This window comes from Pedobacter sp. AC402 (assembly GCF_979252805.1).
Map to the genome: position 1 here is coordinate 38,287 of NZ_CEEDAI010000004.1, position 26,474 is coordinate 64,760.

18 protein-coding genes and 1 pseudogene are annotated in these 26,474 nt (G+C 38.6%); 7 read left to right on the top strand and 12 right to left on the bottom strand.

What is annotated here, in order from left to right; all coding sequences use genetic code 11:
• Positions 1-6: 6 nt before the first annotated feature.
• The 3 genes from AC0IWE_RS03110 to AC0IWE_RS03120 all read right to left on the bottom strand — a co-directional run bounded on the left by AC0IWE_RS03110 (position 7) and on the right by AC0IWE_RS03120 (position 7,864).
• Positions 7-5,781: a CehA/McbA family metallohydrolase gene (locus AC0IWE_RS03110; protein ID WP_471791877.1), complete on the bottom strand. Its 5,775-nt coding sequence runs from the start codon at positions 5,779-5,781 to the stop codon at positions 7-9.
• 618 nt (positions 5,782-6,399) lie between these two features.
• The gene (locus AC0IWE_RS03115) at positions 6,400-6,639 is read right to left on the bottom strand and encodes a hypothetical protein (RefSeq protein WP_471791878.1); all 240 of its coding nucleotides are present in this window, start codon (positions 6,637-6,639) and stop codon (positions 6,400-6,402) included.
• A 604-nt stretch (positions 6,640-7,243) separates the two neighbouring features.
• On the bottom strand, positions 7,244-7,864 hold the full coding sequence (locus tag AC0IWE_RS03120) for an L-threonylcarbamoyladenylate synthase (protein ID WP_055910747.1): 621 nt from the start codon (positions 7,862-7,864) through the stop codon (positions 7,244-7,246).
• Between the two features lie 125 nt (positions 7,865-7,989).
• Here AC0IWE_RS03120 and AC0IWE_RS03125 point away from each other — a divergent pair, with 125 nt between their 5' ends.
• Genes AC0IWE_RS03125 through AC0IWE_RS03140 form a run of 4 tightly spaced genes read left to right on the top strand, consistent with a single transcriptional unit; the run spans position 7,990 to position 10,167 of the window.
• On the top strand, positions 7,990-8,247 hold the full coding sequence (locus tag AC0IWE_RS03125; RefSeq protein WP_471791879.1) for a type II toxin-antitoxin system Phd/YefM family antitoxin: 258 nt from the start codon (positions 7,990-7,992) through the stop codon (positions 8,245-8,247).
• Complete coding sequence (locus AC0IWE_RS03130; RefSeq protein ID WP_471791880.1) at positions 8,240-8,494, top strand: Txe/YoeB family addiction module toxin; 255 nt, start codon at positions 8,240-8,242, stop codon at positions 8,492-8,494. Before AC0IWE_RS03125 ends, AC0IWE_RS03130 begins: the two co-directional genes overlap by 8 nt.
• 10 nt (positions 8,495-8,504) lie before the next feature.
• Positions 8,505-9,272 carry a glutamate synthase-related protein gene (locus AC0IWE_RS03135; protein ID WP_471791881.1) on the top strand — a complete coding sequence of 256 codons (768 nt, stop codon included), beginning with the start codon at positions 8,505-8,507 and terminating at the stop codon, positions 9,270-9,272.
• Positions 9,235-10,167, top strand: coding sequence for a glutamate synthase-related protein (locus AC0IWE_RS03140; protein ID WP_471791882.1), 933 nt, complete (start codon positions 9,235-9,237; stop codon positions 10,165-10,167). Before AC0IWE_RS03135 ends, AC0IWE_RS03140 begins: the two co-directional genes overlap by 38 nt.
• A gap of 560 nt (positions 10,168-10,727) precedes the next feature.
• Here AC0IWE_RS03140 and asnS read toward each other — a convergent pair.
• Positions 10,728-12,175, bottom strand: a pseudogene (asnS, locus tag AC0IWE_RS03145) (asparagine--tRNA ligase).
• Between the two features lie 255 nt (positions 12,176-12,430).
• On the opposite strand from asnS, the gene AC0IWE_RS03150 reads away from it, so the two are divergent.
• The gene (locus AC0IWE_RS03150; RefSeq protein WP_471791883.1) at positions 12,431-13,762 is read left to right on the top strand and encodes a MutS-related protein; all 1,332 of its coding nucleotides are present in this window, start codon (positions 12,431-12,433) and stop codon (positions 13,760-13,762) included.
• Positions 13,763-13,830: 68 nt separating this feature from the next.
• On the opposite strand, the gene AC0IWE_RS03155 is transcribed toward AC0IWE_RS03150, so the two are convergent.
• The 8 genes from AC0IWE_RS03155 to lpdA form a co-directional block, all read right to left on the bottom strand.
• The gene (locus AC0IWE_RS03155) at positions 13,831-14,826 is read right to left on the bottom strand and encodes a transglutaminase family protein (RefSeq protein WP_471791884.1); all 996 of its coding nucleotides are present in this window, start codon (positions 14,824-14,826) and stop codon (positions 13,831-13,833) included.
• A gap of 83 nt (positions 14,827-14,909) precedes the next feature.
• A complete protein-coding gene (locus tag AC0IWE_RS03160) occupies positions 14,910-15,872 on the bottom strand; it encodes an alpha-E domain-containing protein (RefSeq protein ID WP_471791885.1) in 963 nt (320 codons plus the stop codon).
• A 10-nt stretch (positions 15,873-15,882) separates the two neighbouring features.
• A complete protein-coding gene (locus tag AC0IWE_RS03165; RefSeq protein WP_471791886.1) occupies positions 15,883-17,163 on the bottom strand; it encodes a circularly permuted type 2 ATP-grasp protein in 1,281 nt (426 codons plus the stop codon).
• 960 nt (positions 17,164-18,123) lie between these two features.
• Entirely contained in the window at positions 18,124-18,585 is a 462-nt protein-coding gene (locus AC0IWE_RS03170) for a ferritin (protein ID WP_471791887.1), read from the bottom strand.
• A 371-nt stretch (positions 18,586-18,956) separates the two neighbouring features.
• Positions 18,957-19,316 (bottom strand): hypothetical protein, encoded by a 360-nt coding sequence (locus tag AC0IWE_RS03175; RefSeq protein WP_055910707.1) that lies wholly within the window; start codon positions 19,314-19,316, stop codon positions 18,957-18,959.
• A gap of 105 nt (positions 19,317-19,421) precedes the next feature.
• Positions 19,422-19,991 carry a GNAT family N-acetyltransferase gene (locus AC0IWE_RS03180; protein ID WP_471791888.1) on the bottom strand — a complete coding sequence of 190 codons (570 nt, stop codon included), beginning with the start codon at positions 19,989-19,991 and terminating at the stop codon, positions 19,422-19,424.
• Complete coding sequence (locus AC0IWE_RS03185) at positions 19,991-20,830, bottom strand: MBL fold metallo-hydrolase (RefSeq protein ID WP_471791889.1); 840 nt, start codon at positions 20,828-20,830, stop codon at positions 19,991-19,993. The genes AC0IWE_RS03180 and AC0IWE_RS03185 overlap by 1 nt, the downstream gene beginning before the upstream one ends.
• A gap of 133 nt (positions 20,831-20,963) precedes the next feature.
• Positions 20,964-22,352, bottom strand: coding sequence for a dihydrolipoyl dehydrogenase (gene lpdA / locus AC0IWE_RS03190; RefSeq protein WP_055910700.1), 1,389 nt, complete (start codon positions 22,350-22,352; stop codon positions 20,964-20,966).
• A gap of 763 nt (positions 22,353-23,115) precedes the next feature.
• Here lpdA and AC0IWE_RS03195 point away from each other — a divergent pair.
• Both AC0IWE_RS03195 and AC0IWE_RS03200 read left to right on the top strand, forming a co-directional pair.
• Positions 23,116-23,700, top strand: coding sequence for a carboxypeptidase-like regulatory domain-containing protein (locus AC0IWE_RS03195; protein ID WP_471791890.1), 585 nt, complete (start codon positions 23,116-23,118; stop codon positions 23,698-23,700).
• A 103-nt stretch (positions 23,701-23,803) separates the two neighbouring features.
• Entirely contained in the window at positions 23,804-26,410 is a 2,607-nt protein-coding gene (locus AC0IWE_RS03200; protein WP_471791891.1) for an outer membrane beta-barrel protein, read from the top strand.
• Positions 26,411-26,474 lie beyond the last annotated feature (64 nt).

Genomic DNA, 26,474 nt, shown 5'->3' on the forward strand with positions numbered 1-26,474 from the left:
CTGTAATTAGTCTCTAATGATGTTGATGTAACCTTTAAAATTGCCGATACCATTACCTAAATCAATAATGTAATAGTAGGTGCCTTCGCTTAACGGACTACCATTTATGGTTCCGTCCCAATCGTTGGCATAAGTGTGTTTGGTGTACAGCATCCGGCCGGCTTTATCGAATATTTTTAAGGTATTGTTTGGGTAATAATCGATGTTTTTCACAATAAACTTATCGTTATATCCATCTCCATTAGGGGTAACTACGGTACTGGCCTCCAGCTTATAATCATCTATTACGGTAACCGCAATGGTTTGATCGCTCACACAACCGCTTGCATTGGTAACGGTTACCCTGTACGATCCACTTTGTTTCGGGCGGATGGTTAATGCTGAAGTGCTTTGTCCGCTGATGATTTCTGAGCCCGACCAGCTGTACTGTGTACCGCCTGTTGCTGTTAAAATGATGGCATCTCCTTTAGAAATCGATAATCCTTTATTGCTGCTGATGGAAACCACTGGTAAAGCATTTACGGTTACTGTTGCTGTTCCGGTTTGTAACTGGCTGGCATAAGCATCGGCCACGCTTACCAATGTGTAAGTAAAGGTGCCAGTAGTATTGGTGGGCACGCTAAGGGTAGCAATGGTTGTGTTTGTGGTTACGGTACGGTTAGCACCTCCGTTAATGGTGTAGGTAAAAGTGTATGGTGCTGTACCCACTGCGCCTGTAAAGGTGATGTTTGGGGTATTGCCAAAATTACATACGGATGTGCTGCCAGATAGGGTTGCCACTGGTAAAGGGCGGATTAATACTGTTGCGGTACCGGTTTGTGGCTGGCTACAGTTTACATCGGCCACGCTTACTAAGTTATAAGTAAATGTACCCACTGTTGTTGTAGGTGCTGTAACGGTTGCAGTATTACCGGTAGAGGTTACTGTTCGGTTTGTACCATTATTAATGTTGTATGTAAAGGTGTATGGTGCGGTTCCGTTGGCTCCGGTAAAGGTAATGGTTGGTGCGGGTGCCAGGTTTGGTACTGCTGTAGTGCCTGCAATGCTTGCGGTTGCCAGGGTGCGTACGGTTACGGTAGCTGTACCACTTTGGTTTTGGCCTGCATTTACATCGGCAACACTAACGAGGTTGTAATTAAAGGTGCCCGCAACGTTGGCTGGTGCCGCTACGGTTACTGTGGTATTGGTACCTGTAGTGCTGATGGTTTTATTTGCCCCACCATTAATGTTATAGGTAAATACGTAAGGCCCTGTGCCGTTACCGCCTGTAAATGTAATGTTTGGTGCGGTACTGTTTAAGCACAATGCGGTAGTGCCCGAAATACTGGCTACCGGAACCGGGTTAATTTTAACTGTTGTCGAAACGTTTTGTGCCTGTGTACTGTAAGCATCGGTGATGCTGGTAACGGTATATACAAAGGTACCCACCACATTTGTTGGCACATTTACCGTGGCTGTATTGGTGTTTGTAGTTAGGGTTTGGTTTGCGCCGCCATTAATGTTGTATGAAAAGGTAAAAGGGGCATTGCCTGTAGCTGCTGTAAAGGTTATTACAGGGGCAGTTGTATTTACTGGCACAGCGATGTTGCCGCTTATTGTGGCAACAGGTTTTGCATAAATACGAAGGTTTGCTGGCGTGTAATTAATGGTGTAGTTGGTGTTTAAAGCCAATGTACCTTGTTGAATGGCATAATCGCCAGCGGTTTCGCCCGGCAGGCGGGTTAAGCTGCCTGTAAAAACATCGGTGCCGATTAAGGCCGGAGCAGATACGTATGTAAATGCAGGGTCGGTTGTTGCTTCTACCTTGGTTTTGGCATCGGCTTTTACGGCAATGGTTTTTGGCACAATGGTTAATAGCTGTTGTTTAGCCACTGCGGGATTAAAAAAAGTATCGCCAGCCTGATTGGCGGTAATGGTAACGGTACCTGCTTTAACAATATGGATGTCGTTATTGCTAATGGTGGCAATATTGGTATCGCTGCTGGTATATTCGATATTGATGGTGTTGTTATCGCTTGTGGCACCTGCAACCAGGTCGGGATCGCCATAGGTAGCGGTTCTTGTTGCTGTGAAAGTGATGTTCTGGTCTTTTTTTACCGTGGCATCATCCCGTGTATACCAAATGGGTGATGTAATGATGCGGCTGCCATCTGTTTCTACAATATCGGCATAATAATACCCTGTGGCTAAATTTGCCAATGCATTATCGGTATAGGTTAAACCTGGTGTTGCGCTTGTTATTAACTCAACCGGGTTGGTGCCGCTTCCTGGTGTGCCGAATAAAATTTTAATACTCGCTATGGCACTGGTTGTAATGGAACTTACCGAAATCTGTGGTGCTCCGGCTGTTTTAAATATACTGCCTACGGGCTGTTTGTTAATGGTAAAAATTACTTTGGCGGCCGAATCTTCTGAGGCATAAAACCGCATTTTTTTAATGGCATCCAATAAATCATTTTCGGTAAGGGCAGGGGCCAATACCACTAAACGGGCACGGGTATGTTTACCAAAGGTTAAATTGTGGTTATCGTGGTCGATGGTTGCACCCAGGTGATACCCCTTGGCGAGCATGCGGTTATAGTAACTTAAATAACTCATTGAGCTGGCAGGATCGGAGTAGGTTACGTTTGTAGAAAAGGCGGGGCCGCTTTCTAAAGCTGATCCTACTATGGCACTATCGGCACTTAAATCGTAAGTTGCAGAGATGTTGTTGTAATCGGTTGTGTTGGGATGGGCCAAGGTTGCAATGGCATTTAATCCATGTCTGTTTATAATTCTGAATAAACCTGCAGGCCCTGTATAGGTGCTTTTTGGTACATAGATCTGGTTTTCGCCTGATTCCCATCCGATCAGTGAATCGATACCATATACGATTACGTGTCCGCCGCCACTAATTACGCCCCATTCCATGCCGTGCAAGGCAACAAAATTGGAGGTGGTTGCTTTTTTAGCAGCATCGATACCTGGCTGCCAGTTGGCTAGCGACATGCCGGCCTGGGTATGGTTATGTTCTGATATGCCCAGGAAATCCAGATTCATTGCTGTTTTGGCAAATGCATAATCATCTTCGGGTTTTTTGGTTAAATCATCTTTGTTACCGTCTGAATAACTGCTGTGGCTGTGTAAGTTGCCGTAGTAAAAGTTCAGTTTGTTTACATCGAGGATTCCTGTTTTAAAGTTTCCTAAAAGGGGTTGTGCAGTTAAGTATAACGGGCCACCGCTACATGCACTGTTTAGCGCGTAGGTAAAGAAATAGTAATTGGTGTTCTGCGTTAATCCATTTCTGATGAATGATGTTCCGGTTCCTCTTTTTACCACGATACCACCACCAAGCTGATCGCCAACATTGTAAACGGTTTGGTTTACGGGTGCTGCGGTTAGGGTGTTGCTGGTACTCATTACCACCAAATATTCGTCGGCCGCATTTGGTGCTGTAAAACTTGCCTGTATAAAATTGTAGTTAGATGAGGTTACACTAAAGTTTGTGGGTTGTGCTGTTGGGGTTGCACAGGGCAATAAGGTTTTAGTGGTTTGTGCTGCACTTAAAATATTGGCTGTTAAATATTTGGGGCCGCCCGTACACGAAAGGTTATTTAAAGGAACAATAAAATAGTTGTAGGTGGTAGAACTGTTTAAAGCATTATCGGTAAAGGTATTGCTCACAATTTTGTTGATTACTGTACCACCTCCAAAAGCAGAACCAATGGCGTATGCTGTACCATCAACCGGTAATGTGCTTAATGTAGCATTTTGGCTCCTGATGATGAGGTATTCGTTTGCATCAGCCGATTTGGTGAAGGTTGCAGTAATGCTTCCGGTAGTTACCGCGCTGAATGTTAGTGCTGTTGCAGGGCTGGTTGGCGCTGCACAGGTTGGCAGGTTTGGTGGGAAATGTACGCCTAAACGGTCGGCATCATCATCATCAATGGCGTTTTGAACGGTAGCCAGTGGTGTTCTGGTCCAATCATCAGCTATAAAAGTTGGACTTGGTGCGGTAACATTGAGGCTTCTTACATAAGAAACGTCTTTAGCGTTAACCCCTTGTCCGAATGCATCGATAATGTTGTTGTTGGCATCTAAAAGTGCTACTCCATCGTTACCATTAAAGTTGATAACGGTATTGCTGATGAGTATGGCATTTGCCTGTGTTAGGTAAGGAACTTCGGTGGTATTGCCTGAGTTGCCCAAAAGTACCGACCCCAATGCTGGAATGGTGAAATTTAAGTTTACCGTTTGTGAGGGTGCTCCGGTTATGTTGATGTTACCTGCATCGCCCGAAATATTGTATAAAGCTAATTTTAACTGTGGTGATGCGGTATTGATAGGGGCATTGGTGAGGTTGGTTAATTCGATCCATTTGTTTACAGATGCGCCTTCGTAATATTGACTGATGATTACTGGCGAACTCACCAACGGAGGGTTAGCTGTAGTGGCATCAACCGTGGCCACAGTGTTTTGCAGGTTGCCGGCATTATCTTGTGCCACTACATATAAGGTGTAAGCGGTGCCGATGTTTAAGCCTGAAATTGTTGTGCTGGCATCGGTATTGGCCGTGTTGGTAAATGAGCCTGATTTTAAGGCTGCAGAGCCACTACCATCTTGTGCAGCTTTAACCTGTGCAGGTGTTGGGGCTGTTCCTCCCGATAGGGATAACACGTAATAGGTGGTGCCTGCCTCGTTTATGTTGTTTGCAAATGCTACTGAAGTTGTGGTAACGGTTGTTGTTTTTGGGTAGGTTGCTGCGGTAATGGGTGGGGTTACATCGCCCGCAACGCCTGTACCACTTACGGCAACATTGATGGTAGTTGCGCCAGTGCTGGTAATTTGAACATTGCTTGCCGATGGGCCCATAACTGTTGGGCTATACCTTACATAAACGGTTGGCGCTGCTGTAACTTCGCCACTACTATAAGCGATAGCTGTACTAAAGGTGCTATTATCTTTCGATATTGTGAAAGGTGATGTGGTGGTAACGTTGGTACTTGCTGTGGTATTACTGCCGCTAAGTGTAAAACTCTGTGCTGTTGAATTTGTTGCTATACTTTGGTTGCCAAATGCCAAACTGGTTGGTGATGCTGCCAATGCAGGGGTTGCAGAACCACCTCCAGAGGTAAAGCTTAGGTTAAAATTATCAATAGCGGTTGATGGCCTGTTGCCTGAACCTGTTGTGGTATTTAAAGATACTATGCGGATCCAAATGGTATTTGCATTGTTATCCAATGCATTTCCGAAATCTACATTTACCACATTATTTGTAAATAAATTGTTTCCGGTTGTTAATGTGCCTGTAGTAGTTGCTGCTGTAAAGGTTGATGGTGCAGCACCTATCCCATAATCAATACGCCAGGTTGCCGTACGTGGAGAGGTAGCATCAACAGATTGTAGGTTGAAACTTAACTTAAAACCTGTTTTCCCTGTGGTATTGGCCAATTGAAAAACAAATGCCCCACTGCCATCTCCAAGCGCAGCGGTTTGTCTTAAGCCTAAAGCCCTGTCGGTTGCAGCAGTTTGTGCTACTGGTGTTGCTGTGGCCCCTGCGGTAGCCGATGCAAAATTTTTAAATGCACCTGTACCATTGTTCCATGCGGTAGCTGTATTTGTAAATGGAGAAATTGTACCCAGTGCTGTGGCTGTGGCATTAACTCTGGTAGAAAAACCAGCGGGTAAAGCTGTTCCGATACCATCGAAGGTTTCTACATATGGAGAAGTGCCAAGCGTTACTTGCGCCAGTAATCTGCCTGTTATGAGAAATAATAGGGAAAAGAGTAAAAGTTTTTTCATATAAGTTTTTTAGGGATATGAAATGATGAATGATTTTTATAATAAGTTGTTTAAGCGGGTGTAGGGTAATTGCTTAAGGTTGTCGGGAACGATGCCGAAAGGATGTAGATAACTAGGAGTAACGTTTTACCATAAGTGGATAATAAGGGTATTGATTGGATAATTTTGATTATTTGGTAAAAGCAATGCACTCAAAAATAAGATATACAGTATACCAAACTGCCTGAAGGAACAAATTTGCCCTACAAATGCTTTTTTTTTAACTGAAATGCAGTTTTATTGGAGTAATTGTAGCGCCATATTAGATGATTAGGTTACGAAAATAAGTGCTGGGTATTAATTTAGTATTATAGTTTTATTAATTTTAGTTGTTTTTAGGTTAAAAGCTTGGGGAATAAACTTTTAATGTTATAAAAGTATGTATTTCTTTGGTATTTAGATTGGATGTTGATAAAATTCGTTGTTGTGAAGTGGGGAGAGAGAGGTGGAGCAATCTTTTTAGTTTTTAACACAGTCGTCATTATCGAGAATGCGGGAATCTTAATGCTTTCGCTTCGCTCGGGCTTGCCTCGGTTACCGATATGAAATCGGTACAGGTCAGCCAACATCGAAGGGATCTTACTTTTGGCTTGGCCCAAAAGTAACAAACCTGAGCGCAGCGAAAGCATGACTACCTATAAAAACAACAAACAATAAGGCATAACTGAAAGGCTTGGAACTGATGTCGGATAAATTCGTTAAAGCTTTTTGGTCGTCAGCACAAGTTCCGCCGAAGGGGGCGGAAAGTGTGTGCTGCCTTAATTTAGTGATGGAGGAAAAAGGTAATGATAAAGCTTTAACGTTTTCTCCTTCCATCATTTCCTATGCCGGAGAGCAGGGAGGAGATAGCATAATTCAAAGCGAGATACAAATAGCATGATGCACGGAATGCGTTAAATTCGTCATTGCGAAGCTGGGGAGAGCGAGCTGAAGCAATCTTTTAGAAATGTTTCTAACGCGGAAAGTGTGTGCTGCCTCAATTCAGTGATGAAAGAAAAAGGTAACGATAAAGCTTTAACATTTTCTCCTTCCATCATTTCCTATCCCGGAGAGCAGGGAGGAGATAGCATAATTCAAACAGCAGGGAACTGATAGCGAAGTGCAGATACAGGTATCCGTAAATTAATTCTTCTTAAACTATAAGGGGACGCATAAAATCGTCATCTCGACCGTAGTGGAGAGATCTTTGAATTTGCTATCACCATAAATACGTCATTGCTGGAGAAGAGAAAGCCGAAGCAATCTTTTAGAAATGTTTATAATACGGCCGTCATTCCAGCGCTTGAGGGAACCGCGTAGTGTTTAGCGTAGCTAATCTTAATATGGTCGCTGGGATTTAAAATCTTTTAAGTTGCACCTGTTTTCAAGCATTAACAGATAAAATATTATCAGGATTGCGAAGCTATAATACCCTAAACAACAACTACAAATATTCTTCTATATTTCCTTTTCCTTCACGGATGATGTCGAATTCTCCGGTAGTGCAATCGATAACTGTAGAAGCCTCATTATCGCCATAACCCCCATCAATGACTAAGTCTACCAAATCTTCATATTTTTCATGTATCAATTCAGGATCGGTAGAGTATTCGATCACATCATCATCATCTTTTATTGAGGTAGACAGAATAGGGTTGCCTAATTCTTTTACAATACAACGTGCAATGTTATTGTCGGGCACACGGATACCCACTGTTTTTTTATTCGAACTTAATAATTTGGGTACATTGTTGTTCGCATTAAAAATAAATGTAAACGGCCCTGGTAAGGCTTTTTTTAATACCCTAAATGTGGTATTATCAATAGGTTTAATGTAATCGGAAATGTGCTTTAAATCATGGCATATAAAAGAGAAGTTCGCTTTTTCTGGCTTAATGCCTCTTATACGGCAGATTTTTTCGATTGCTTTAGGGTTCGTAATGTCGCAGCCCAAACCATAAATGGTATCCGTAGGGTAAATGATTAAACCACCTTTTTTTAGCACTTCAACAACTTGTTCAATGGCTCTTTCGTTGGGGTTCTCTGGATAAATCTTAATAAGCATAGCGTAAAAATAACAAATTAATGCGTTTGTTGTTTGAATAACATTAATCATAAACATTCTAAATATGTACAAATAATTGTACAGCTTTTTTATTATCTTTAATTTTGAAGATTATTAACAAGTAAATGGAAATCACAAATTATACTTCATTCAGGCAGAGCTTAAAGTCTTATTTAGATAAGGTTTTTACGAACCACACTCCTTTATTTGTTACCCGGGCAAAAGGAGAAGATGTTGTTGTGCTATCTAAAGCAGATTATGATAGTATGCAGGAAACTTTTTATTTGCTAAAAAGCCCAAAAAATGCAATTAGGCTTGAGCAGGGACTAAAAGATTATGAGAATGGTTTAGCCAAAGAGCAAGAGTTGATCGATAATGATTAAATTGTTTCTTAATGGTGCTTGGGAGGATTATCTCCACTGGAAATCGGTGGATAAATCGATCCACAAGAAAATAAATGCACTGATAAAAGAAATCGAACACACACCTTTTGAAGGTACCGGAAAACCTGAACCACTAAAACATACATATTCTGGATGGTGGTCGAGGAGGATTAATTTAGAACATAGACTTGTTTACAAAGTAGAAGATAACAAAATTATCCTCCTACAGTGCAGGTATCATACTTAACAATAACAACATGAGAAAAGCTTTCGTCGCAATTGCTGCATTTCTAATTGCCCTAACCATTATGTTAGGCTTATATCACCCTTTTTTATGGTGGACATTCATTTTTACAGGTCCTTTTGTAATCCTTGGGGTTTACGATTTATATCAACCCAAACACAGTATAGTAAGAAATTATCCTGTTTTTGGTAGGTTAAGGTACTTTATGGAAGAATTAAGGCCCAAAGTTTACCAATATTTTGTAGAAAGTGATACCAACGGAACGCCTTATAACAGGTTAAACCGTTCGCTTATTTATCAACGTGCTAAAAAAGACAATGATACCATCCCTTTCGGAACGCAGTTAAATGTTTACGATAATGGGTATGAATGGTTAAGTCATAGTATTGCAGCCATTTCGCACCACGAATTAAATCTGGATCCTCGTGTTACCGTGGGTGGTCCTGATTGTAAAAAACCTTATTCTGCCAGTATTTATAATATTTCGGCAATGAGTTTTGGTTCATTAAGTCAGAATGCCATTTTAGCTTTAAATGGTGGGGCTAAACTGGGTAATTTTGCTCACAATACGGGCGAAGGGGGAATCAGCGATTATCACCGTCAGCCGGGTGGCGATTTAATCTGGCAAATTGGTACCGGTTATTTCGGTTGCCGTAATGCGGATGGTACTTTCAATTATGATGCTTATGCAGAAAGGGCTCAAACTGATCAGGTGAAAATGATCGAAATTAAACTTTCACAAGGTGCAAAACCAGGTCATGGAGGCGATGTTGCCAGCTAAAAAGGTAACGCCAGAAGTTGCCAGAATCCGTTTGGTACCCGAAGGTAAAGATGTATTATCGCCACCTGCACACTCTGCCTTTAATACCCCTATCGGTTTAATCGAATTGGTTAAAAAGCTGAGGGATTTATCGGGTGGCAAGCCCGTAGGATTTAAATTGTGTATCGGGAGAAAGAGCGAGTTTTATGCCATCTGCAAAGCCATGGTAGAAACCGGAATTTATCCTGATTTTATTACCGTTGATGGTGGTGAGGGTGGTACAGGTGCAGCACCACAAGAGTTCTCCAATTCAGTTGGTATGCCGCTGCGAGAGGGTGTGGCTTTTGTATATGATGTTTTAAACGGTTTCGATTTAAAGAAACACATTAAAATTATCGCATCAGGCAAAGTAGCAACAGGTTTTGATCTGGTTAAAAATATAGCATTGGGTGCTGATATGTGTAATGCCGCCCGTGGAATGATGTTTGCCCTGGGCTGTATCCAGGCTTTGGAGTGTAATAGCAATACTTGCCCAACAGGTGTGGCCACACAAGATCAGAGTTTAATGAAAGGGCTTGTAGTTGAAGATAAAACCGTTCGTGTTAAAAATTTCCATAACCTTACCGTAGCCAGTGCTGTGGAGTTGTTGGGTGCTGCGGGTTTAAGAGAAACACATCAGCTAAGCAGGGCTTATATCAATAGGAGGGTAAGTCCGAGTGTTATGCAAAGTTATTTAGAGAGTTTTCCATACATTCCCGCAGGGAGTTTGTTGCAAACGCCTTATCCTACCCGATACGAATTGGGCATGGCTTTAAGTACTTCGGCCAGCTTTGCACCAACAGATTATAAAGTTTCGGCAGTTGATTATGCGCATGCCAATCCATATAGCGATACCATGCATGATGATGGAAGATAAGTAGGGAATATTTTCTGAAGTTTAATTGGGAGATACGGGCTTATGGGCTTCTGAAGTTTGTTATATGGCCAACTTAAAGGTTTTTTTTGGAAAATCAGGGGTAGTGGTTATTGGGTTTGTTCAGTCCCGCTTTTCTGCTTTATACCGATGAAAAATCGGTATGCTCGCGTCAATCGGGTTTAATTGGCAGAGATAGGAAAACTATTAATGGGTTTAAACACCAAACGTTCCTACGGAACGAAACCGCCAATTTTGCAATTGGCGGTTCTAACCATGAGGCGTCCCGATGGGACGATTGGTGATTTTAAAATTTTCCTTTGCCGTCCCATCGGGACGTTTCGTGGGTAGAAAAAAAATGGAATGTTTTTTTTCGTTCCGTAGGGATGTTTGGTGTTTTTTGCAACAATAAAGGATTCCTTCAGAAATATTTGCATAAAAAAAAGAAGTCAAGTTTTAAAAACTTGACTTCTTTGATATAGGGCTATTTGTTTTCCCTAAACCCTAAACCCTAAACCCTAAACCCTAAACCCTAAACCCTAAACCCTAAACCCTAAACCTTTCTAAAACTCTGCGTTTTTAGGGAATCTTGGGAAAGCAATTACATCGCGGATGTTGGTCATTCCGGTTACAAACAATACTAAACGTTCGAAACCTAAACCAAACCCTGCATGTGGAGCAGATCCAAAACGGCGGGTATCTAAATACCACCAAAGCTCATCTTGCGGGATATTTAAATCTTTCATGCGTTTGGTTAATCGGTCTAAACGCTCTTCACGTTGCGATCCGCCAATCATTTCGCCAATGCCCGGAAACAAGATATCCATAGCAGCAACAGTTTGTCTGCCTTCAGCATCTGGCTCATTTTGGCGCATGTAGAATGATTTAATATCTGCAGGGTAATCAGTTAAAATTACCGGTTTTTTAAAGTGTTTTTCTACCAGGTAACGTTCGTGCTCGCTTTGTAAATCAGCGCCCCATTCATCAATCAGGTATTTAAACTGTTTCTTTTGGTTCGGCTTAGAAGATTTTAAAATCCTGATCGCCTCTGTATACGTTAAACGCTCAAAATCGTTTGCAAGGCAAAAATCCAATTTTTCCAATAAGGTAAATTCGCTGCGCTCGTTCTGCGGTTTTTGCTTATCTTCTTCTGCTAAACGGGTGTTCAAAAATTCCAGTTCATCCTTGCAGTTGTCTAAAGCATATTTAATTACATACTTCATCATATCCTCTGCAAGTTGCATGTTGTCTTCTAAATCTGCAAAAGCAACTTCAGGTTCAATCATCCAGAATTCTGCCAAATGGCGTGTGGTATTCGAATTTTCGGCTCTGAAGGTTGGTCCGAAAGTATAAATCTGTCCGAAAGCCATTGCCGCTAACTCACCTTCTAACTGGCCGATACCGTTAAATTGGTAGCCCGGGCAAAGAAATCCTGCGAAAAATCTACTTTACCATCTTCTGTACGTGGTGTATTGTCGAAATCTAAAGTGGTAACCTTAAACATTTCTCCGGCACCCTCTGCATCGCTTGCTGTAATTACAGGGGTATGCATGTATACAAAGCCGCGTTCGTTATAAAACTGGTGGATTGCAAAAGCGAGTGCATGGCGCACCTTGAAAACAGCATTAAAAGTATTGGTGCGGAAACGCAGGTGTGCAATTTCGCGTAAAAACTCTAAACTATGTTTTTTGGGTTGTAATGGAAACTTTTCAGGATCACTATCGCCCAATATTTCTACGCTTGTTGCTTTAATTTCAACGGATTGACCTTTACCTAACGATTCGATCAGTTTACCTGTTGCAGAAATTGCCGCGCCTGTTGTTATTCTTTTTAACAGCTCATCAGGTAAATTATTAAAATCGATCACTACCTGGATATTGCCCATGCAAGATCCATCATTTAATGCAATAAACTGATTATTACGGAAAGTTCTAACCCATCCCATAACCGTTACTTCTGTGTCAAATGCTGTCGACTTTAATAAATCTTTAATTTGCTGTCTCTTAATCATATTGTTATTTGTAAAAGGCGCAAATTTAGAAAAAAAAACGTATCAGTTAGCAGTTTTCAATGTACAGTTTTCAGTTTTTTAATTTATAACTGTATTCCCAACTGCGAACTTAAAACCGCCAATGCCAAACTACTGCTGTTGTTTGCTGCTAATTCTAATCCTTAAAGGATTTTAATATTGAATTAATTTTGCCAGAATAAGGTTATATTTAACTTAATTTTTAGTTGATTATTGTTTTAACACCTGATATCCCTCATGAATACATTTGATATAGATAAACAAACCTTAACAGACCTGAATATATTTGAGGCATATGGTGTAAATAAAAGTATTTTCTCTTTATTCAATTTCACTTCAACGATTAAAGGCAACGATAAATTGATCGAAATTTTTAAATCAGCCACCACGGATATTAAAATCCTTAATGAACGGCAGGAATTGATAAAATATCTCTCTAATTATTCGGGTGCATTAAATTTTGACCGTACCAACATGGATTTTGTTGAGAGCTATCTGTTACAAAATTCTAAAATCAAATCTTACTCCAGGATATCGGCATTAACTAAAGCTGCTAACTATTTTTTTTATCCAAATCAGGCGTACTACCTAAAAGAGAAAGGTGTTGGGGAGATTGTATTTTTACTTAAAAAGCTCGCTGAAATTTTTGCTGGCCTGAGTGATGAAGTTAAGCCTGCATTGGTTAAAGCATTTGATGAGGTTATATTCACATTATTTAAGCATCAACTGGTTAAAGAAGTTGTTGAGCGTAGTGAAAGTAAGATTACAATATTCGAACTAGAGCAACTGGATCTTATATTAAGAGGCATTGAATTAAAAACCGTTAAGCTGTTTTTAGATTTAACCTATCAGGTTGATGCGTATTTTGCGGTAGTAAAAGCGGCTCGAAAATACAACCTCACGCTGCCTCATCTAAACTTAAAAGAACGTAATCTCATTATTAAAGGGGTATTCCATCCTTTTTTAAATCAACCCATCGCCAATGATATTGGATTTGAAGTGGGAAAGAACGTATGCTTTCTTACAGGAAGTAATATGGCCGGGAAATCGACCTTTCTGAAATCAGTTGGCATTTCCATCTATCTGGCGCATTTAGGACTTCCTGTTCCTGCAGAATATATGGAGACCGGCATATGGCAGGGGTTGGTGTCGACAATAAACCTGCCTGATAACTTAAACGAAGGCTACAGTCATTTTTACAATGAAGTTTTAAGGGTAAAACATGTTGCAGAGAAAATTAAAGTCTCGAAAAATATTTTTGTGATTTTTGATGAACTCTTTAGGGGTACAAATGTTAAGGATGCATATGATGGATCTTTATCTATCATTAAATCATTTTCCAAAATAAATGACTGTTGTTTTATGATTTCAACACATATTATAGAAGTTGCCGAAATGCTGACAGAGAACAAAAACATTATGTTCAAATACCTGTTTACCAAAATGATAAACAATAAACCAACATTTACCTATCAGCTTATGGATGGAATTACCGATGAGCGTATAGGAATGTGGATTATTGAAAATGAAGGAATTGCTGAAATCCTAAACAGCAGAGATTTGAATTAGATCTCTACTGTTTTATTCTGAACTGTAAATTACCAACTGTAGACTGAAAACTCTTAACTGAAAACTGCCTACTGTTGTTGTTGTTGCTGTTGTTGATGAATGGCCTCCATATACTGTTGATAGCTGTTTTTTGTTCTGGTGGTGGTTATCGTTCCCGAAGGTTTAGGATAGTTTACTTCTTTGGGTTGGAAATAAGTTTCATTATCATTAAAATCTTCATCGTTGTAGCCTACCGATACATTAACTTCCATAATATGTTCGAAACCGCCTTTGTAAACGCCTTTTACTGGCGAGCAATCGGTAAAATTCCGACCTACGGCTAAGCGTACATGGTTTTCATTGGCTATGCAATTGTTCGTAGGGTCCAGACCAAGCCAGCCATATTCGGGCAAATAGGCTTCAGCCCATGCGTGGGTTGCGCCTTCTCCACGCATGCCATCTCTATTCGGACATATATATCCACTTACATATCTTGCAGGAATGCCTGTTAAACGCAACATCGCTGTTAATACGTGTGCAAAATCCTGACAAACACCTGCCCTTAGTTTCAGAATTTCGTCAATAGTGGTATCTACAGCGGTTACACCTTTAATGTACTCGAAATTACTGAAAACATCTGAACAGTATTTTATTGCAGTTTGGTATGGCGTATCTTCCTGCTGTTTGATATTTAAGGCGGTTTCTTTAAGCTGGATAATGCCTTCGAAACTTTCCTGACGTAAATAATCAATATAGGGTACTTCGTATTTAAGGGCATTCAGGCTGTTCCATTGTTCGCTGCTAAACATATCATCTTGGGGCAGTGGTTTTGCAAAGGTTTCTACGCTTACTTTAGAAAAGATTTTAAGTTGGGTATGCGGTTCGTTTTGCGTAAACGTGCCTACTTCATTGCCGTAATAATCGATAAAAATTTCAATTTCCGGACTTCCGGAGATATTCAGGTCATGTTTTACCACTTTTTGATAATCATCTTTAATCGGAAATAAAATGATCTGGTTGGCACTATCACGTACCGGCAGTTCGTATTTGTAATTGGTGATATGTTTGATTTTGAAAATTGGCATAAGGCTCTTGTTATGTTTAACCGCAGATAAAATGGATGCGTACAGATTTTTTAAGTATAAGGGATATCTGTGTTAATTGGTGTTCATCTGCGGTTAATATTTATAATTTTTATGAGTTTGCGAAATAGTATTCGTTCAACAGATTTCCGATACCAAAAAGTTCTGCCCTTATTTCTGTAAGGTAATGGTGCAGCTGCCTCTTCGTCCATAGTGTTTACCGAACTATAGGTAATCATACTTTTTAGCCTACCTATTTTAAAAGATAGGTTATTGTAGTGGTCGATATTGCTTTCGCTTTTTAGGCGGTTAAAATACCTTTCAATATTGTGCATGGCATACAATGCCGACCTCGGAAAATCGTTATTGAGCATTACCAGTTCGATGATGTTTTTTGCATCGAAACCCTGCCGGTATGTTTTTAAATACAATTCATAACCACCTAATGAGAGTAGCAGGTGTTTCCAGTAGGCAATATCTGTGAGTAGATCCGGATTGCTGCTAATGGAACTGAATTTAATATCTAAAATGTCTATCGATTGTATACTCCTTTCCAGGTGCTTGCCGATTTTCATAAAACTTCTGCTTTCGCCACGTTCCATTACGCTATCTGCTGTACCATGGTATAACATTACCTGCTTAATTAAAACATCCAATGCGGTAATCGGGTCGTCCTGTTGTACATACCAGAGTAATTTTTCGTCTTTTACTGCATGGTAATATTCATTTAAACATTGCCATAAATCTTTTGGAATATGTTCCTGAACGCTTCTGGCATTTTCTCGGGCGAGGGTAACGATGTTTAAAATCGAATTCGGGTTATCGCGGTTGAGCAAAAGGTATTCAATTACGGCACGACTGTCATGCTGGATATTTAACAGTTCATTTTCATCATCAGAAGAAAAAATTCTGATTACAGGCTTCCAGGTAAATTCCTGTATGGTATCTTGTGAGGAAGCGTAATTTATTTTTAACATGCGCAGCATACCGTCGCTGCGCTCAACATATCTACTTAGCCAATATAAGCTTGAAGCAACTCTACTTAACATATTTCGTATTCTAAGAAGTTAAAACCCATGTATCTTTACTGCCTCCGCCCTGGGAGCTGTTTACCACCAATGATCCTTCTTTTAAGGCCACCCTGGTTAATCCGCCCGGTACAATTGAAATGCCATCTGGTCCGTTCAGTGCAAAAGGGCGTAGGTCTATTCTTCGTGGTGCCAGTTTTCCATTGATAAAGCATGGCGCTGAAGATAGGCTGATGGTGGGTTGAGCAATAAAATTGCGTGGATCTTTCAATACTTCAATTTTGTATTCTTCGGTTTCCTGTTCGCTCGCCTCATGGCCCATTAACATGCCATAACCACCGCTGCCATTTGTTTTTTTAATTACCATGGTATTGATGTTCGCAAACACGTAATCGAGTTCGTCCTGATTGCTGAGCTGATATGTGGGTACGTTTTTTAAAATAGGTTCTTCATTTAGGTAATACCTGATCATATCGGGCACATAGGTGTAAACCGCTTTATCATCGGCCACGCCATTTCCAACTGCATTTATAATGGCTACATTGCCTTTTCGGTAAGCGCCCATCAGGCCTGCAACGCCAAGCACACTGTTTGGATTAAATACTAACGGATCAATATAATCATCATCTACACGCCTGTAAATTACATCTACCTGCTGCAAACCCGTGGTGGTTTTCATAAATACTTTCTGATCTTTAACCACAAGATCTCGACCTTCTACCAGTTCTACTCCCATTAAACGGGCCAATGTAGTGTGTTCATAATAGGCAGAATTATACATCCCCGGGCTTAAAAGCACAATTGTTGGATTAGAAACGGCCCTTGGTGAGAGAGACATTAAATTTTTGTACAATAGGGAAGGGTATTCGGTTACGCTTCTTACGCCGCATTGTGGAATCAGATCTGGAAATAACCTTTTGGTGATTTCCCGGTTCTCGAGCATGTAACTTACACCCGATGGCGTACGGAGATTATCTTCGAGGACGTAAAAGGTACCATCGTGGTCTCTTATTAAGTCTATCCCCGCAATATGGATATAAATATCATGCAAAACATTTACGTTGTGCATCTCGCGAAGAAAATGTGGACATGAATAAATTACATTTATAGGTACAATTTTATCTTTTAATATAAATTGATTGCTATAAACATCTTTTAGGAAAAGATTTAACGCTTTTAAACGTTGTTTTATGCCTTTTTCTATAAAATTCCACTCTGTTGAGGTAATTATTCTCGGAATGATATCAAAAGGAAATATTTTTTCTATTCCTTCGCCACTATCGTACACCGTAAAGGTAATACCTTGACTCATGAAGAGTTTTTTTTGCGAGTTCTTCTTTTTTGTTTAGGTTTTCGAGAGACTCTTTAGAGAAATTTCTGATAAAATTTGAATAGTGATCTCGGTAATTATCTCCATTCAGAAACATTTCATCGTAAGTTTTGGGATGATTAAAGTAATTTTTTATAAAATCTTCTATCATTTTGCTTAAATATTTCTTTAAAGTATGATTTTATACCTAAAAAACTAGTATTTAATGTTAAATAATTGATGTTTATATATTTTTTATCTAATAATTTAAATTTTTATAGCTGAATTTTAGAGTTTTATGTGTTTTTATATAAAATATTTCAATTTTTTAATCAAAATGTTTGCTAGTATGAATAAAGTTTGTACTTTTGTAATGCTCGTTAATTATTATTATATATTTGGTTTAAAAAAAGCGCTGGTAACGGCGCTTTTTTTATAAAACTTTCAAGACTTATTCATAATCAACATAAACCAAACAACCTAAACTAAGGAAGCCCCAGCAAAACTGGGGCTTTTCTTTTTATTATCTTTTTTGTTTAAGTATAATCGCTATAGATCTGTATCTTTTTCTGCGTGATAAGCGGGAAACGACGTGACGTTTTCACTTAGATTTAAAAAGATCAAAAATGCAGATTAAGCAGGTTGCTAATTAGCGCGATAAAATCGATGTTCTCATGCATCACGTGACAAACGGGGAGGAAGTTTAAGGTGGGTTCCGGCTTTTTGGGTAAGCAAAGTTTCATGTTTGTGAGACTGGCGATAAAGATTGCTTCATCCAATGAAAAATTGGCTTCGCATCAGATAGCTATCGGATGACGATCGCTATCTGGATTCTGCTTATAAAAAAAAAAGCTATCCTGGTTTTATCCGGGATAGCTTCAATATATGTTTTGTTGTTGTTATGCTTCTGAATAACTGATTTTGTTAACGTGTTTATCAATTTCCCATCTTCCTGTACCTTCCTCACCAATTACTTCGAACAATTCTAGCTTTGCGTGCTTTATATTCTTCCTCGCGTTGTTCTTTTAAGAACCAGTTTAAGAATTCCATGGTTACAAAATCCTGTTCTTTATGGCATCTTGCAGCTAAGTTTTTAAAGCTTTGGGTAATCGCAATTTCTGCTTCCAAGGCATCTTCGAAAACTTCTCTAAATCCGGCAAACTCAGTTTTGATGCCGTTTACTTCTGGAGATATGGCATTTCCACCCATATCTAAAACGTATTTGAACAATTTTAACTGATGAACTCTTTCTTCTTCTGATTGCTTTAAAAAGTAATCAGCTGAGTAGTCGAATCCGTTTTGGTCACACCAAGATGACATTGATAAATATAGTGATGAAGAATGTGCTTCTTTTTTAATTTGCTGATTTAATAATGTTTCTATATCCTGAGATATTAAACATTTGATACGCATTAGATCTTTCATGTTTCTGTGCTTTTATAACAATACAAATGTAAATGGAATTTGTTCTCCATTATAATTTATTTGCAATATGAAATTAGTCTAAATTGCTGATAATAAGTTATTTGTAATGAGTTTAAATAAGAGCAGCAGCAGTACGAAATAGGGTGGGAGATATTGCAATAACGCGAAACGGATACTGGTTGAGGATCAGTGAGGTAAAGGTTATTTTTCGGTTTACATTGTTCAGCTGGAAGTTTTCAGTTGGTGATTTTAGTTAGCAGTTATCAGTCTTATGAAGCAGAAAGCAATTAAGCTTTTTAAAAAAATCAGCCATGAACTCGCATTTCGATTGCAAAAGTTAACCGATAAAAAATTTCACCGACTACTTAAAATTAATAAACCAGTCTATAAAGACAATCGCTGATGAGGTGATTGAGTTTAAACATGGTGAAAGTACCTTGAAGTAAATCTTTTAATGCAATAATTTCTAATGCACTTAACAGGTAGATGTGTTCACAACCATTAAACGTAACCAGTTCGAAGTCGGCTTTGTGGGTATTTAAAAGGAGCGCTTCAATATCAATCTGCTCTACAACCTTTTTTAATTTTTGAAGTGAAAGGCAATTGAAGCGGGCAAACTTACCGCCAAAATCTACATAAAAGCAATTTAATTTATCTGATTGATAAATAGAACCATGGGTATTTGAGAATACGTTAACCAGTTCGTTAATATCGATACATGCTTTTTCCATCGGTTACAAAAATTGGCATTATTTAGATTAAATACAAATAAAAATGGAAATAAATTTGATGATCAATTATTTTAGGAACATAGTGTTCTATAAAAGTTAGATAATTTAGAAATACTTTTTGGCCTTAAAAACCATATGGTTATACCATTCACCCATAAAGTATTTTTCATTCTCGATAACGAAGCCCATTTTTTGATATAGCTTCAATGCATTCGCATTATTTTGTTCTACCAGCAGGCCTATAGTATCGTAACCAAGTTTTTTGCCCCAATTTATACCAGCTTCGATCAGTAGTGTACCAATTCCTCTTCCCTGGGCGATAGGGTGAACACTAATGCTGTCAAGGTAAAACTCTCCATCTTGAGTTTCTGCATCCTGATCGAGGCTATTTGCACTGTAATGTTCTGCAATATATGCTAAAAAAGGTTTTCGAAGCTTTTCCAGATTTCCACCATCATAGGCATTTAATGAGCCGATGACTTTGCCATCCTCTTCATAAACCAAAATGTTTTCATAACTGTATTGGTTGTTTAACTGCTGAAAAAAGTGTTTAAAAATCTTATCGATAGTAGTCTGATCTTCTACATAAGTTAATTTTTTAGCCAACGTACCCATTGCCTGAATAATTAATGGCACCACTTGTTCAACATCGTGAGGACTGGCTGGTCTGATCATTAAATATCGCTTAGGTTAAAAGTTTCGGCTACACGGATTCCTTTTTCAGTTCTTTGCAGGGTGCAACATTCATTAATAGGATCATGTTCTAAATACAATATGTAATTATTGTTTACGGCTTCTTCTAAAAAAGCTTGTTTTTCTGTAAGGGTTTTTAAAGGAAACATGTCATAAGCCATAACATAGGGTAGGGGAAGGTGTACAACTGATGGCAAAAGGTCGGCCATATACACAATGGTTTTTCCCTTGTAATTGATTTTGGGTAACATCATGGCATCGGTATGCCCATAAGCAAAACTGATATTAATATCTTTTTGCCATTCGATATTTTCTTGCTCGGTTATAAATTTTAGCTGACCGCTTTCTTGAATTGGGAGGATATTTTCTTTTAGAAAAGAAGCTTTTTCTCTTGCGTTAGGTTCTACCGCCCACTGCCAATGTTTTTGGTTACTCCAATAAGTCGCATTTTTAAAGGAGGGCGTTAGTTTTTCATTTTCTCTTATCACTGCTCCGCCAACATGATCGAAATGTAGGTGTGTAAGAAAAACATCTGTAATATCAGTTTTTCCGAAGCCTAGTTGTGCTAGCGATTTCTCCAATGAGTCATTACCATGCAGATGGTAGTGACTGAAAAACTTTTCATCTTGTTTATTTCCTATTCCTGTATCAACCAAAATCAACTGGTTCCCTTCTTCGATCAATAAACAGCGCATGGCCCATGTACAAAGGTTATTGCTATCGGCCGGATTGGTTTTTTGCCAGATGGCCTTAGGTACAACGCCGAACATGGCACCGCCATCTAATTTAAAAAATCCTGTATTTATGGTGTGAAGTTTCATTAGTGTCAAAGTTTAGAAAAAATAATCTCTAAAAATACAAAACCCTTTAGGATTAGCTAAAGGGTTTTTGTAATAATATTGGTTTTATTTATGGTTTTAGCCTTATGCTTTCTACCTTTTAAACCTTATACCTCTATAAGTGGATCACTTCACCGTAAGCATCAGCAGCTGCCTCCATAATGGCTTCGCTCATGGTAGGGTGAGGGTGAACAGATTTAATCATTTCATGTCCGGTAGTTTCTAATTTACGGGCCACTACAATTTCAGCTATCATTTCGGTAACGTTTGTTCCGATCATGTGTGCGCCTAATAATTCTCCGTATTTAGCGTCGAAAATTAATTTTACGAAACCATCTTTAGCTCCGGCAGCACTTGCTTTACCTGAAGCTGAAAACGGAAATTTACCAATTTTTAGTTCGTAACCAGCTGCTTTTGCGGCTTTTTCGGTATAACCTACTGAAGCGATTTCTGGCGTGCAATAGGTACAACCCGGGATATTGTTATAATCCAATGGCTCAACGTGTTGACCAGCAATTTTTTCAACACAGATAATACCTTCTGCTGAAGCAACGTGAGCAAGCGCTTGTCCGCCAACTACGTCACCGATTGCATAGTAACCTTTAACCGATGTATTGTAAAACTCATCAGTAACAATTTTACCCTTTTCAGTTTTAATTCCGGTTTCTTCTAAACCAATGTTTTCGATATTGGCAACAATACCAGCTGCAGAAAGTACAATGTCAGCTTCGATGGTTTGCATACCTGAAGCCGTTTTAACAGAAACTTTACATCCTGCTCCGCTGGTATCAACTGCTTCAACACTTGCTGAAGTCATTACATCAATACCTACTTTTTTCAAGCTGCGCAATAATTGTTTAGAAACGTCTTCATCCTCAACAGGAACTACATTATCCATAAACTCTACGATGGTTACTTTGGTACCCATTGTAGCATAGAAATATGCAAACTCTACACCTATAGCACCAGAACCTACTACAACCATACTTTTTGGCAATTCAGGAAGTACCATGGCCTGGCGGTAACCGATAATTTTTTTACCATCTTGTTTCAGGTTTGGTAATTCTCTTGAACGTGCACCTGTAGCAATGATGATATTTTTTGCACTCAGTTCTTGTTGCGAACCATCTGCACCTTTAACTTCTAGTTTGTTTCCTGGCTTTACTTTACCAGTACCCATGATTACGTCAATTTTATTTTTTTTCATCAAAAACTGAACGCCTTTGCTCATGCCGTCTGCCACACCACGACTACGCTTTACCACAGCTGCAAAATCTGCAGTTGCACCAGCAGTAGTAATTCCGTAATCAGCTGCATGATTAATATATTCGAAAACCTGTGCGCTTTTTAAAAGTGCTTTAGTAGGGATACAGCCCCAGTTTAAACAAATACCACCTAATGATTCGCGCTCAACGATTGCAACTTTTAGTCCCAATTGAGAAGCTCTGATTGCAGCTACGTAACCACCTGGGCCGCTGCCTAAAACAATAACATCGTAATTCATCTGTTTTTTCTAGTTTATTTTTATCTCATAAAAAGCGCTTGAATAATGAATAGCATTATTTAAGTTTCATTCTATTTAAAGAGATTTATCTTTCATTTTTTTTATAAACCGTAATCTTCTGGTGAAGGAGTCTCTGTTGAACAGATTAGTCTCGTGTTTCTAGTTGCCTACATCCACATTACAAATGTTAGCGGAAGTTAATCCTCAAACAATCGCTCAAAACTAAAAAAAAAATGTCAATTGGCTAGACCTATATTAAGATAGCTGGTAAAATTTACAATAAGTGAATATTGGTTGAGCAAATTTACGTTTGGATGTTAATCATAATAAGGTGTGATTTTATGAAAAACATAATGAATATTCTTTTACAGGGTAAATTATGCTTGAGTTTTTGCTTAAAAGCTTATTGTTAATAGGCATTATTGGAAAAATACCAACATTAAGAGGAGTTTAATGTGTAAATTATAATCAACTGTGTGTTTCGTTATTAAAAATTTGGATTTTTTATCAATGTATTGATAAAGTGAAAGTTATAAAGGCGCTAATATGTGTTAAATGTTGAAAAGTTTTGCCGGACTTAATAATTATTTAACATTGAATGTTAAAATGTGTTAAATTTTATTGGGTACATTTGCGGCATAATATCCCTATTAGATTATTATTCAACAACAAAAAACATTTAAAAAACAAAGTATGAAGAAATCTTTACTTTTAAGATTAGTGCTTGTTATTGTTGCATTTGTAGGTCTTACCTTAAGTGTTAATGCACAGGTTAACCACATCGTCGATAACAGGAACAGTTAAAGATGCCAAAGGCGCTTTACCTGGTGCAAGTGTTAAAGCAACGCATACCCCAACTGGTACTGTTTATTCAGTATCTACAAACAGTGACGGCCGTTTTACAATTGGTGGTACTCGTGTAGGCGGACCATATTTAATTGAAATAAGCTTTGTTGGTTACAATCCACAAAAATTAAGTGATGTTTACCTAAAATTAGGTGAGCCTTATTTGTTGAATGTCGTTTTAACTGATAATAGCTCTACTTTATCCGAAGTTAAAGTTGTAGGTCAAAGTACTAACAGTATCATGAACTCAAGCAGAAATGGTACATCTACCGTTATTACAAAACAACAAATTCAAAACCTACCTACTATTACCCGTAGTGTTAACGATTTAACCCGTTTAACGCCACAAGCTAATGGTACTTCGATTGGTGGCGGTAACTACCGTTCAAATAATTTTACTGTAGATGGTGCCAATTTTAACAACCAGTTTGGTATTGGACAGAACATTCCTGCTGGTGGTTCTCCAATTTCGATTGATGCGTTGAAGAGCAGATTTCGATAACGTAACTCCTTTTGATGTTCGTCAAACAGGTTTTACAGGAGGTTCTGTAACTGCAGTTACACGCTCTGGTACGAATAATTTCACAGGTAATGCTTTTTACACGATGCGAGGTGAAGAGCAGCAAGGAAAAAGAATTGGTGAAGAATTTAGATTAAGTACGCTTCAAAAGCTAGATGAGAAAAATTACGGTGCCAGTTTTGGTGGTCCGATCATTAAAGATAAGTTGTTCTTCTTTGTGAATTATGAAAAAAAACATACCATTCAGCCAGGAACAAATAAAATTGCATCTACTTCACAACTTGCATTCGGTGGGAAAAATACACCTTCATATGTTGCTAAGCCCACTGAAGATTTTTTAAATACCGTTTCATCATATTTGAAATCTAAATATGGTTATGATGCTGGTCCTTATCAAGGATATTCTAATGTTAGTGATAACGAAAAAATGTTTGCTCGTTTAGATTGGAATATTTCGAAATCGCAACGTTTTAGTGTTCGTTACAATCAAGTTGAAAGTCAATCACCTTCGCCATTAAGTAATTCTACTACTGGTTCAGGTACGAGTTTTTCTACAGCAAATAATAGAACTGCAAGTACAGCATTATCATTTGCCAATTCAAATTACTACCAAGCAGCAAATTTATATTCTGCGGTAGCTGAGTTGACATCTTCTTTCGGTAGTAGATTTACAAATGTTGCTAGAGCCACATACTCTCATCAAAACGATCCTAGAAAATCAGATAGTAGTCCTTTTCCTTTGGTTGATATTTTGGATGGTCCTGCTGTAGCAACATCATTTGGTTATGAGCCGTTTACTTATGGAAACTTAAGGGATGTTAAAGGTTATACATATTCTGATGACTTAAGTATTGCCCTAGGTAAACATAACCTAAGTGTTGGTTTACAAGCAGAATTTAGTACAACCAAAAATGGTTTCCAACGTTTTGGAACAGGTTACTATGTATTTAATTCTTGGAATGATTTTGTAAATAATGCAAAACCATCTAACTATGCTGTAACTTATCCACTAACTGCGGATGGTTCTCAAGCTTATCCAAGCTTTAAATTCAATCAGTATTCAGCTTATTTGCAGGATGAATTTACCGTTTCTGATCGTTTGAAATTAACTGCTGGTTTACGTGTTGAACAAGCTAGCTATCCTGATGTTTCTGAAGTAAGAACACATCCATTAGTAGCTGGTTTAAGCTTTGCAGGTCAAAAAGTAGATACAGGTGTTTTACCTGAGAACAGAATTTCTTACTCACCAAGATTTGGTTTTAACTGGAATGTATTTGGTGATCGTTCATTCCAGGTACGTGGAGGTACAGGTATCTTTACGGGTCGTATACCATTTGTATGGATTGTTTCTCAATCGGGTGATGCAGGTTTATTACAATATACTCAAACATATTCTGGTCAGGCAAATACCCCGTCTTTCAACCCAAATATTGCACCGAATTTATTATCTGCTGCACCTGCCGCAGGTTCTTCAATTCCGAGTAGTATAAGTGTAATGTCACCAAATTTGAAATTACCACAAACTTGGAAATCAAGTATTGCATTTGATGTTAAATTACCTTGGGGTATTGTTGGTACTTTAGAAGGTATTTATGGCAGAGATTTAAATGTTGCTGTTGCTCAAAATATAAATTTAGTTAATCCAACAGCATTGAATATCAGTGGCTACGGTGATGCTAGATTGATGTTCCCTTCTGGGGGACAATTGCCAACAACTTCTGCCGGAGCATTTGCCAGACAAAATATTTCATTAACTTCTGGTGGAGCTGTTGCTACAACAGCCGCTACAACGAGTTCTTCTGGTTTTAACGTGATTCAAATGAGCAATGCAAAAGGCGGATACAATTGGCAAGCAACTGCTCAATTAACAAAGCAATTTCAAGGTGGTCTTAATGCCATGATTGCATATACACGTTCTGATCAACGTAATTACGGTGATGGTGGTGGCGATCAGTTGTTGAATTTGTGGTCAATCCCTGCTACTGCTGGCAATCCAAATAGCCCTAGTCTAAGTTATTCTCAAAATTTAAATCCAGACCGCATTATTGCCAATATTTCCTACAGGAAAGAGTATTTTGGAAATTTAGCGACATCTTTTTCATTATTTTATGAGGGAACTCAACAAGGAAGATTCTCTTATACGTATAGTACAGATTTTAATCGTGATGGTCAATCTGGAAACGACCTAATTTATATCCCTAAACAAGGAGAAATGCCTGCGTCTTCATTTGTTGCCATCCCTGCTGGGACAATAAACTACAAAGTTGCATATAGCGCTCAAGAACAGTCAGACATATTTGAAGCTTATATTCAACAGGATGAGTATTTAAGTAAACATAGAGGTGAATTTGCGCAACGTAATGCTGCAACTTCTCCGTGGAGAAATCAGTTTGATTTTAGGTTAACTCAGGAGGTTTTCAAAAACTTTGGCAAATCTAAAAACTCGTTTCAATTCACAGTAGATATCTTCAATGTAGGTAATTTACTGAACCGCAAATGGGGTAATGTAAACTTTGTAAATAGCTCATCTATTTTAGTTCCACAAAATGCCGGAGCAGTTAACAATACCACGAAGCCAACATTTAGATTAAATAATAGTCAAGGTGATATTACAAGAGAAACGTTTGGTACTTCTCAAACTATCTCTTCTACTTACTATATGCAATTTGGTGTTCGTTATAACTTTAACTAATACCTAACAAATTATATAATTTCAAAGCGCCGATCATCCGATCGGCGCTTTTTTGTTATTCAGC

What these genes read in the sequence shown, in the direction of transcription:
- AC0IWE_RS03110 (WP_471791877.1), bottom strand. Translation starts at nt 5,781, where the DNA reads ATGAAAAAACTTTTACTCTTTTCCCTATTATTTCTCATAACAGGCAGA.
- AC0IWE_RS03115 (WP_471791878.1), bottom strand. Translation starts at nt 6,639, where the DNA reads ATGATGGAAGGAGAAAACGTTAAAGCTTTATCATTACCTTTTTCCTCC.
- AC0IWE_RS03120 (WP_055910747.1), bottom strand. Translation starts at nt 7,864, where the DNA reads ATGCTTATTAAGATTTATCCAGAGAACCCCAACGAAAGAGCCATTGAA.
- AC0IWE_RS03125 (WP_471791879.1), top strand. Translation starts at nt 7,990, where the DNA reads ATGGAAATCACAAATTATACTTCATTCAGGCAGAGCTTAAAGTCTTAT.
- AC0IWE_RS03130 (WP_471791880.1), top strand. Translation starts at nt 8,240, where the DNA reads ATGATTAAATTGTTTCTTAATGGTGCTTGGGAGGATTATCTCCACTGG.
- AC0IWE_RS03135 (WP_471791881.1), top strand. Translation starts at nt 8,505, where the DNA reads ATGAGAAAAGCTTTCGTCGCAATTGCTGCATTTCTAATTGCCCTAACC.
- AC0IWE_RS03150 (WP_471791883.1), top strand. Translation starts at nt 12,431, where the DNA reads ATGAATACATTTGATATAGATAAACAAACCTTAACAGACCTGAATATA.
- AC0IWE_RS03155 (WP_471791884.1), bottom strand. Translation starts at nt 14,826, where the DNA reads ATGCCAATTTTCAAAATCAAACATATCACCAATTACAAATACGAACTG.
- AC0IWE_RS03160 (WP_471791885.1), bottom strand. Translation starts at nt 15,872, where the DNA reads ATGTTAAGTAGAGTTGCTTCAAGCTTATATTGGCTAAGTAGATATGTT.
- AC0IWE_RS03165 (WP_471791886.1), bottom strand. Translation starts at nt 17,163, where the DNA reads ATGAGTCAAGGTATTACCTTTACGGTGTACGATAGTGGCGAAGGAATA.
- AC0IWE_RS03170 (WP_471791887.1), bottom strand. Translation starts at nt 18,585, where the DNA reads ATGAAAGATCTAATGCGTATCAAATGTTTAATATCTCAGGATATAGAA.
- AC0IWE_RS03175 (WP_055910707.1), bottom strand. Translation starts at nt 19,316, where the DNA reads ATGGAAAAAGCATGTATCGATATTAACGAACTGGTTAACGTATTCTCA.
- AC0IWE_RS03180 (WP_471791888.1), bottom strand. Translation starts at nt 19,991, where the DNA reads ATGATCAGACCAGCCAGTCCTCACGATGTTGAACAAGTGGTGCCATTA.
- AC0IWE_RS03185 (WP_471791889.1), bottom strand. Translation starts at nt 20,830, where the DNA reads ATGAAACTTCACACCATAAATACAGGATTTTTTAAATTAGATGGCGGT.
- lpdA (WP_055910700.1), bottom strand. Translation starts at nt 22,352, where the DNA reads ATGAATTACGATGTTATTGTTTTAGGCAGCGGCCCAGGTGGTTACGTA.
- AC0IWE_RS03195 (WP_471791890.1), top strand. Translation starts at nt 23,116, where the DNA reads ATGCACAGGTTAACCACATCGTCGATAACAGGAACAGTTAAAGATGCC.
- AC0IWE_RS03200 (WP_471791891.1), top strand. Translation starts at nt 23,804, where the DNA reads ATGCGAGGTGAAGAGCAGCAAGGAAAAAGAATTGGTGAAGAATTTAGA.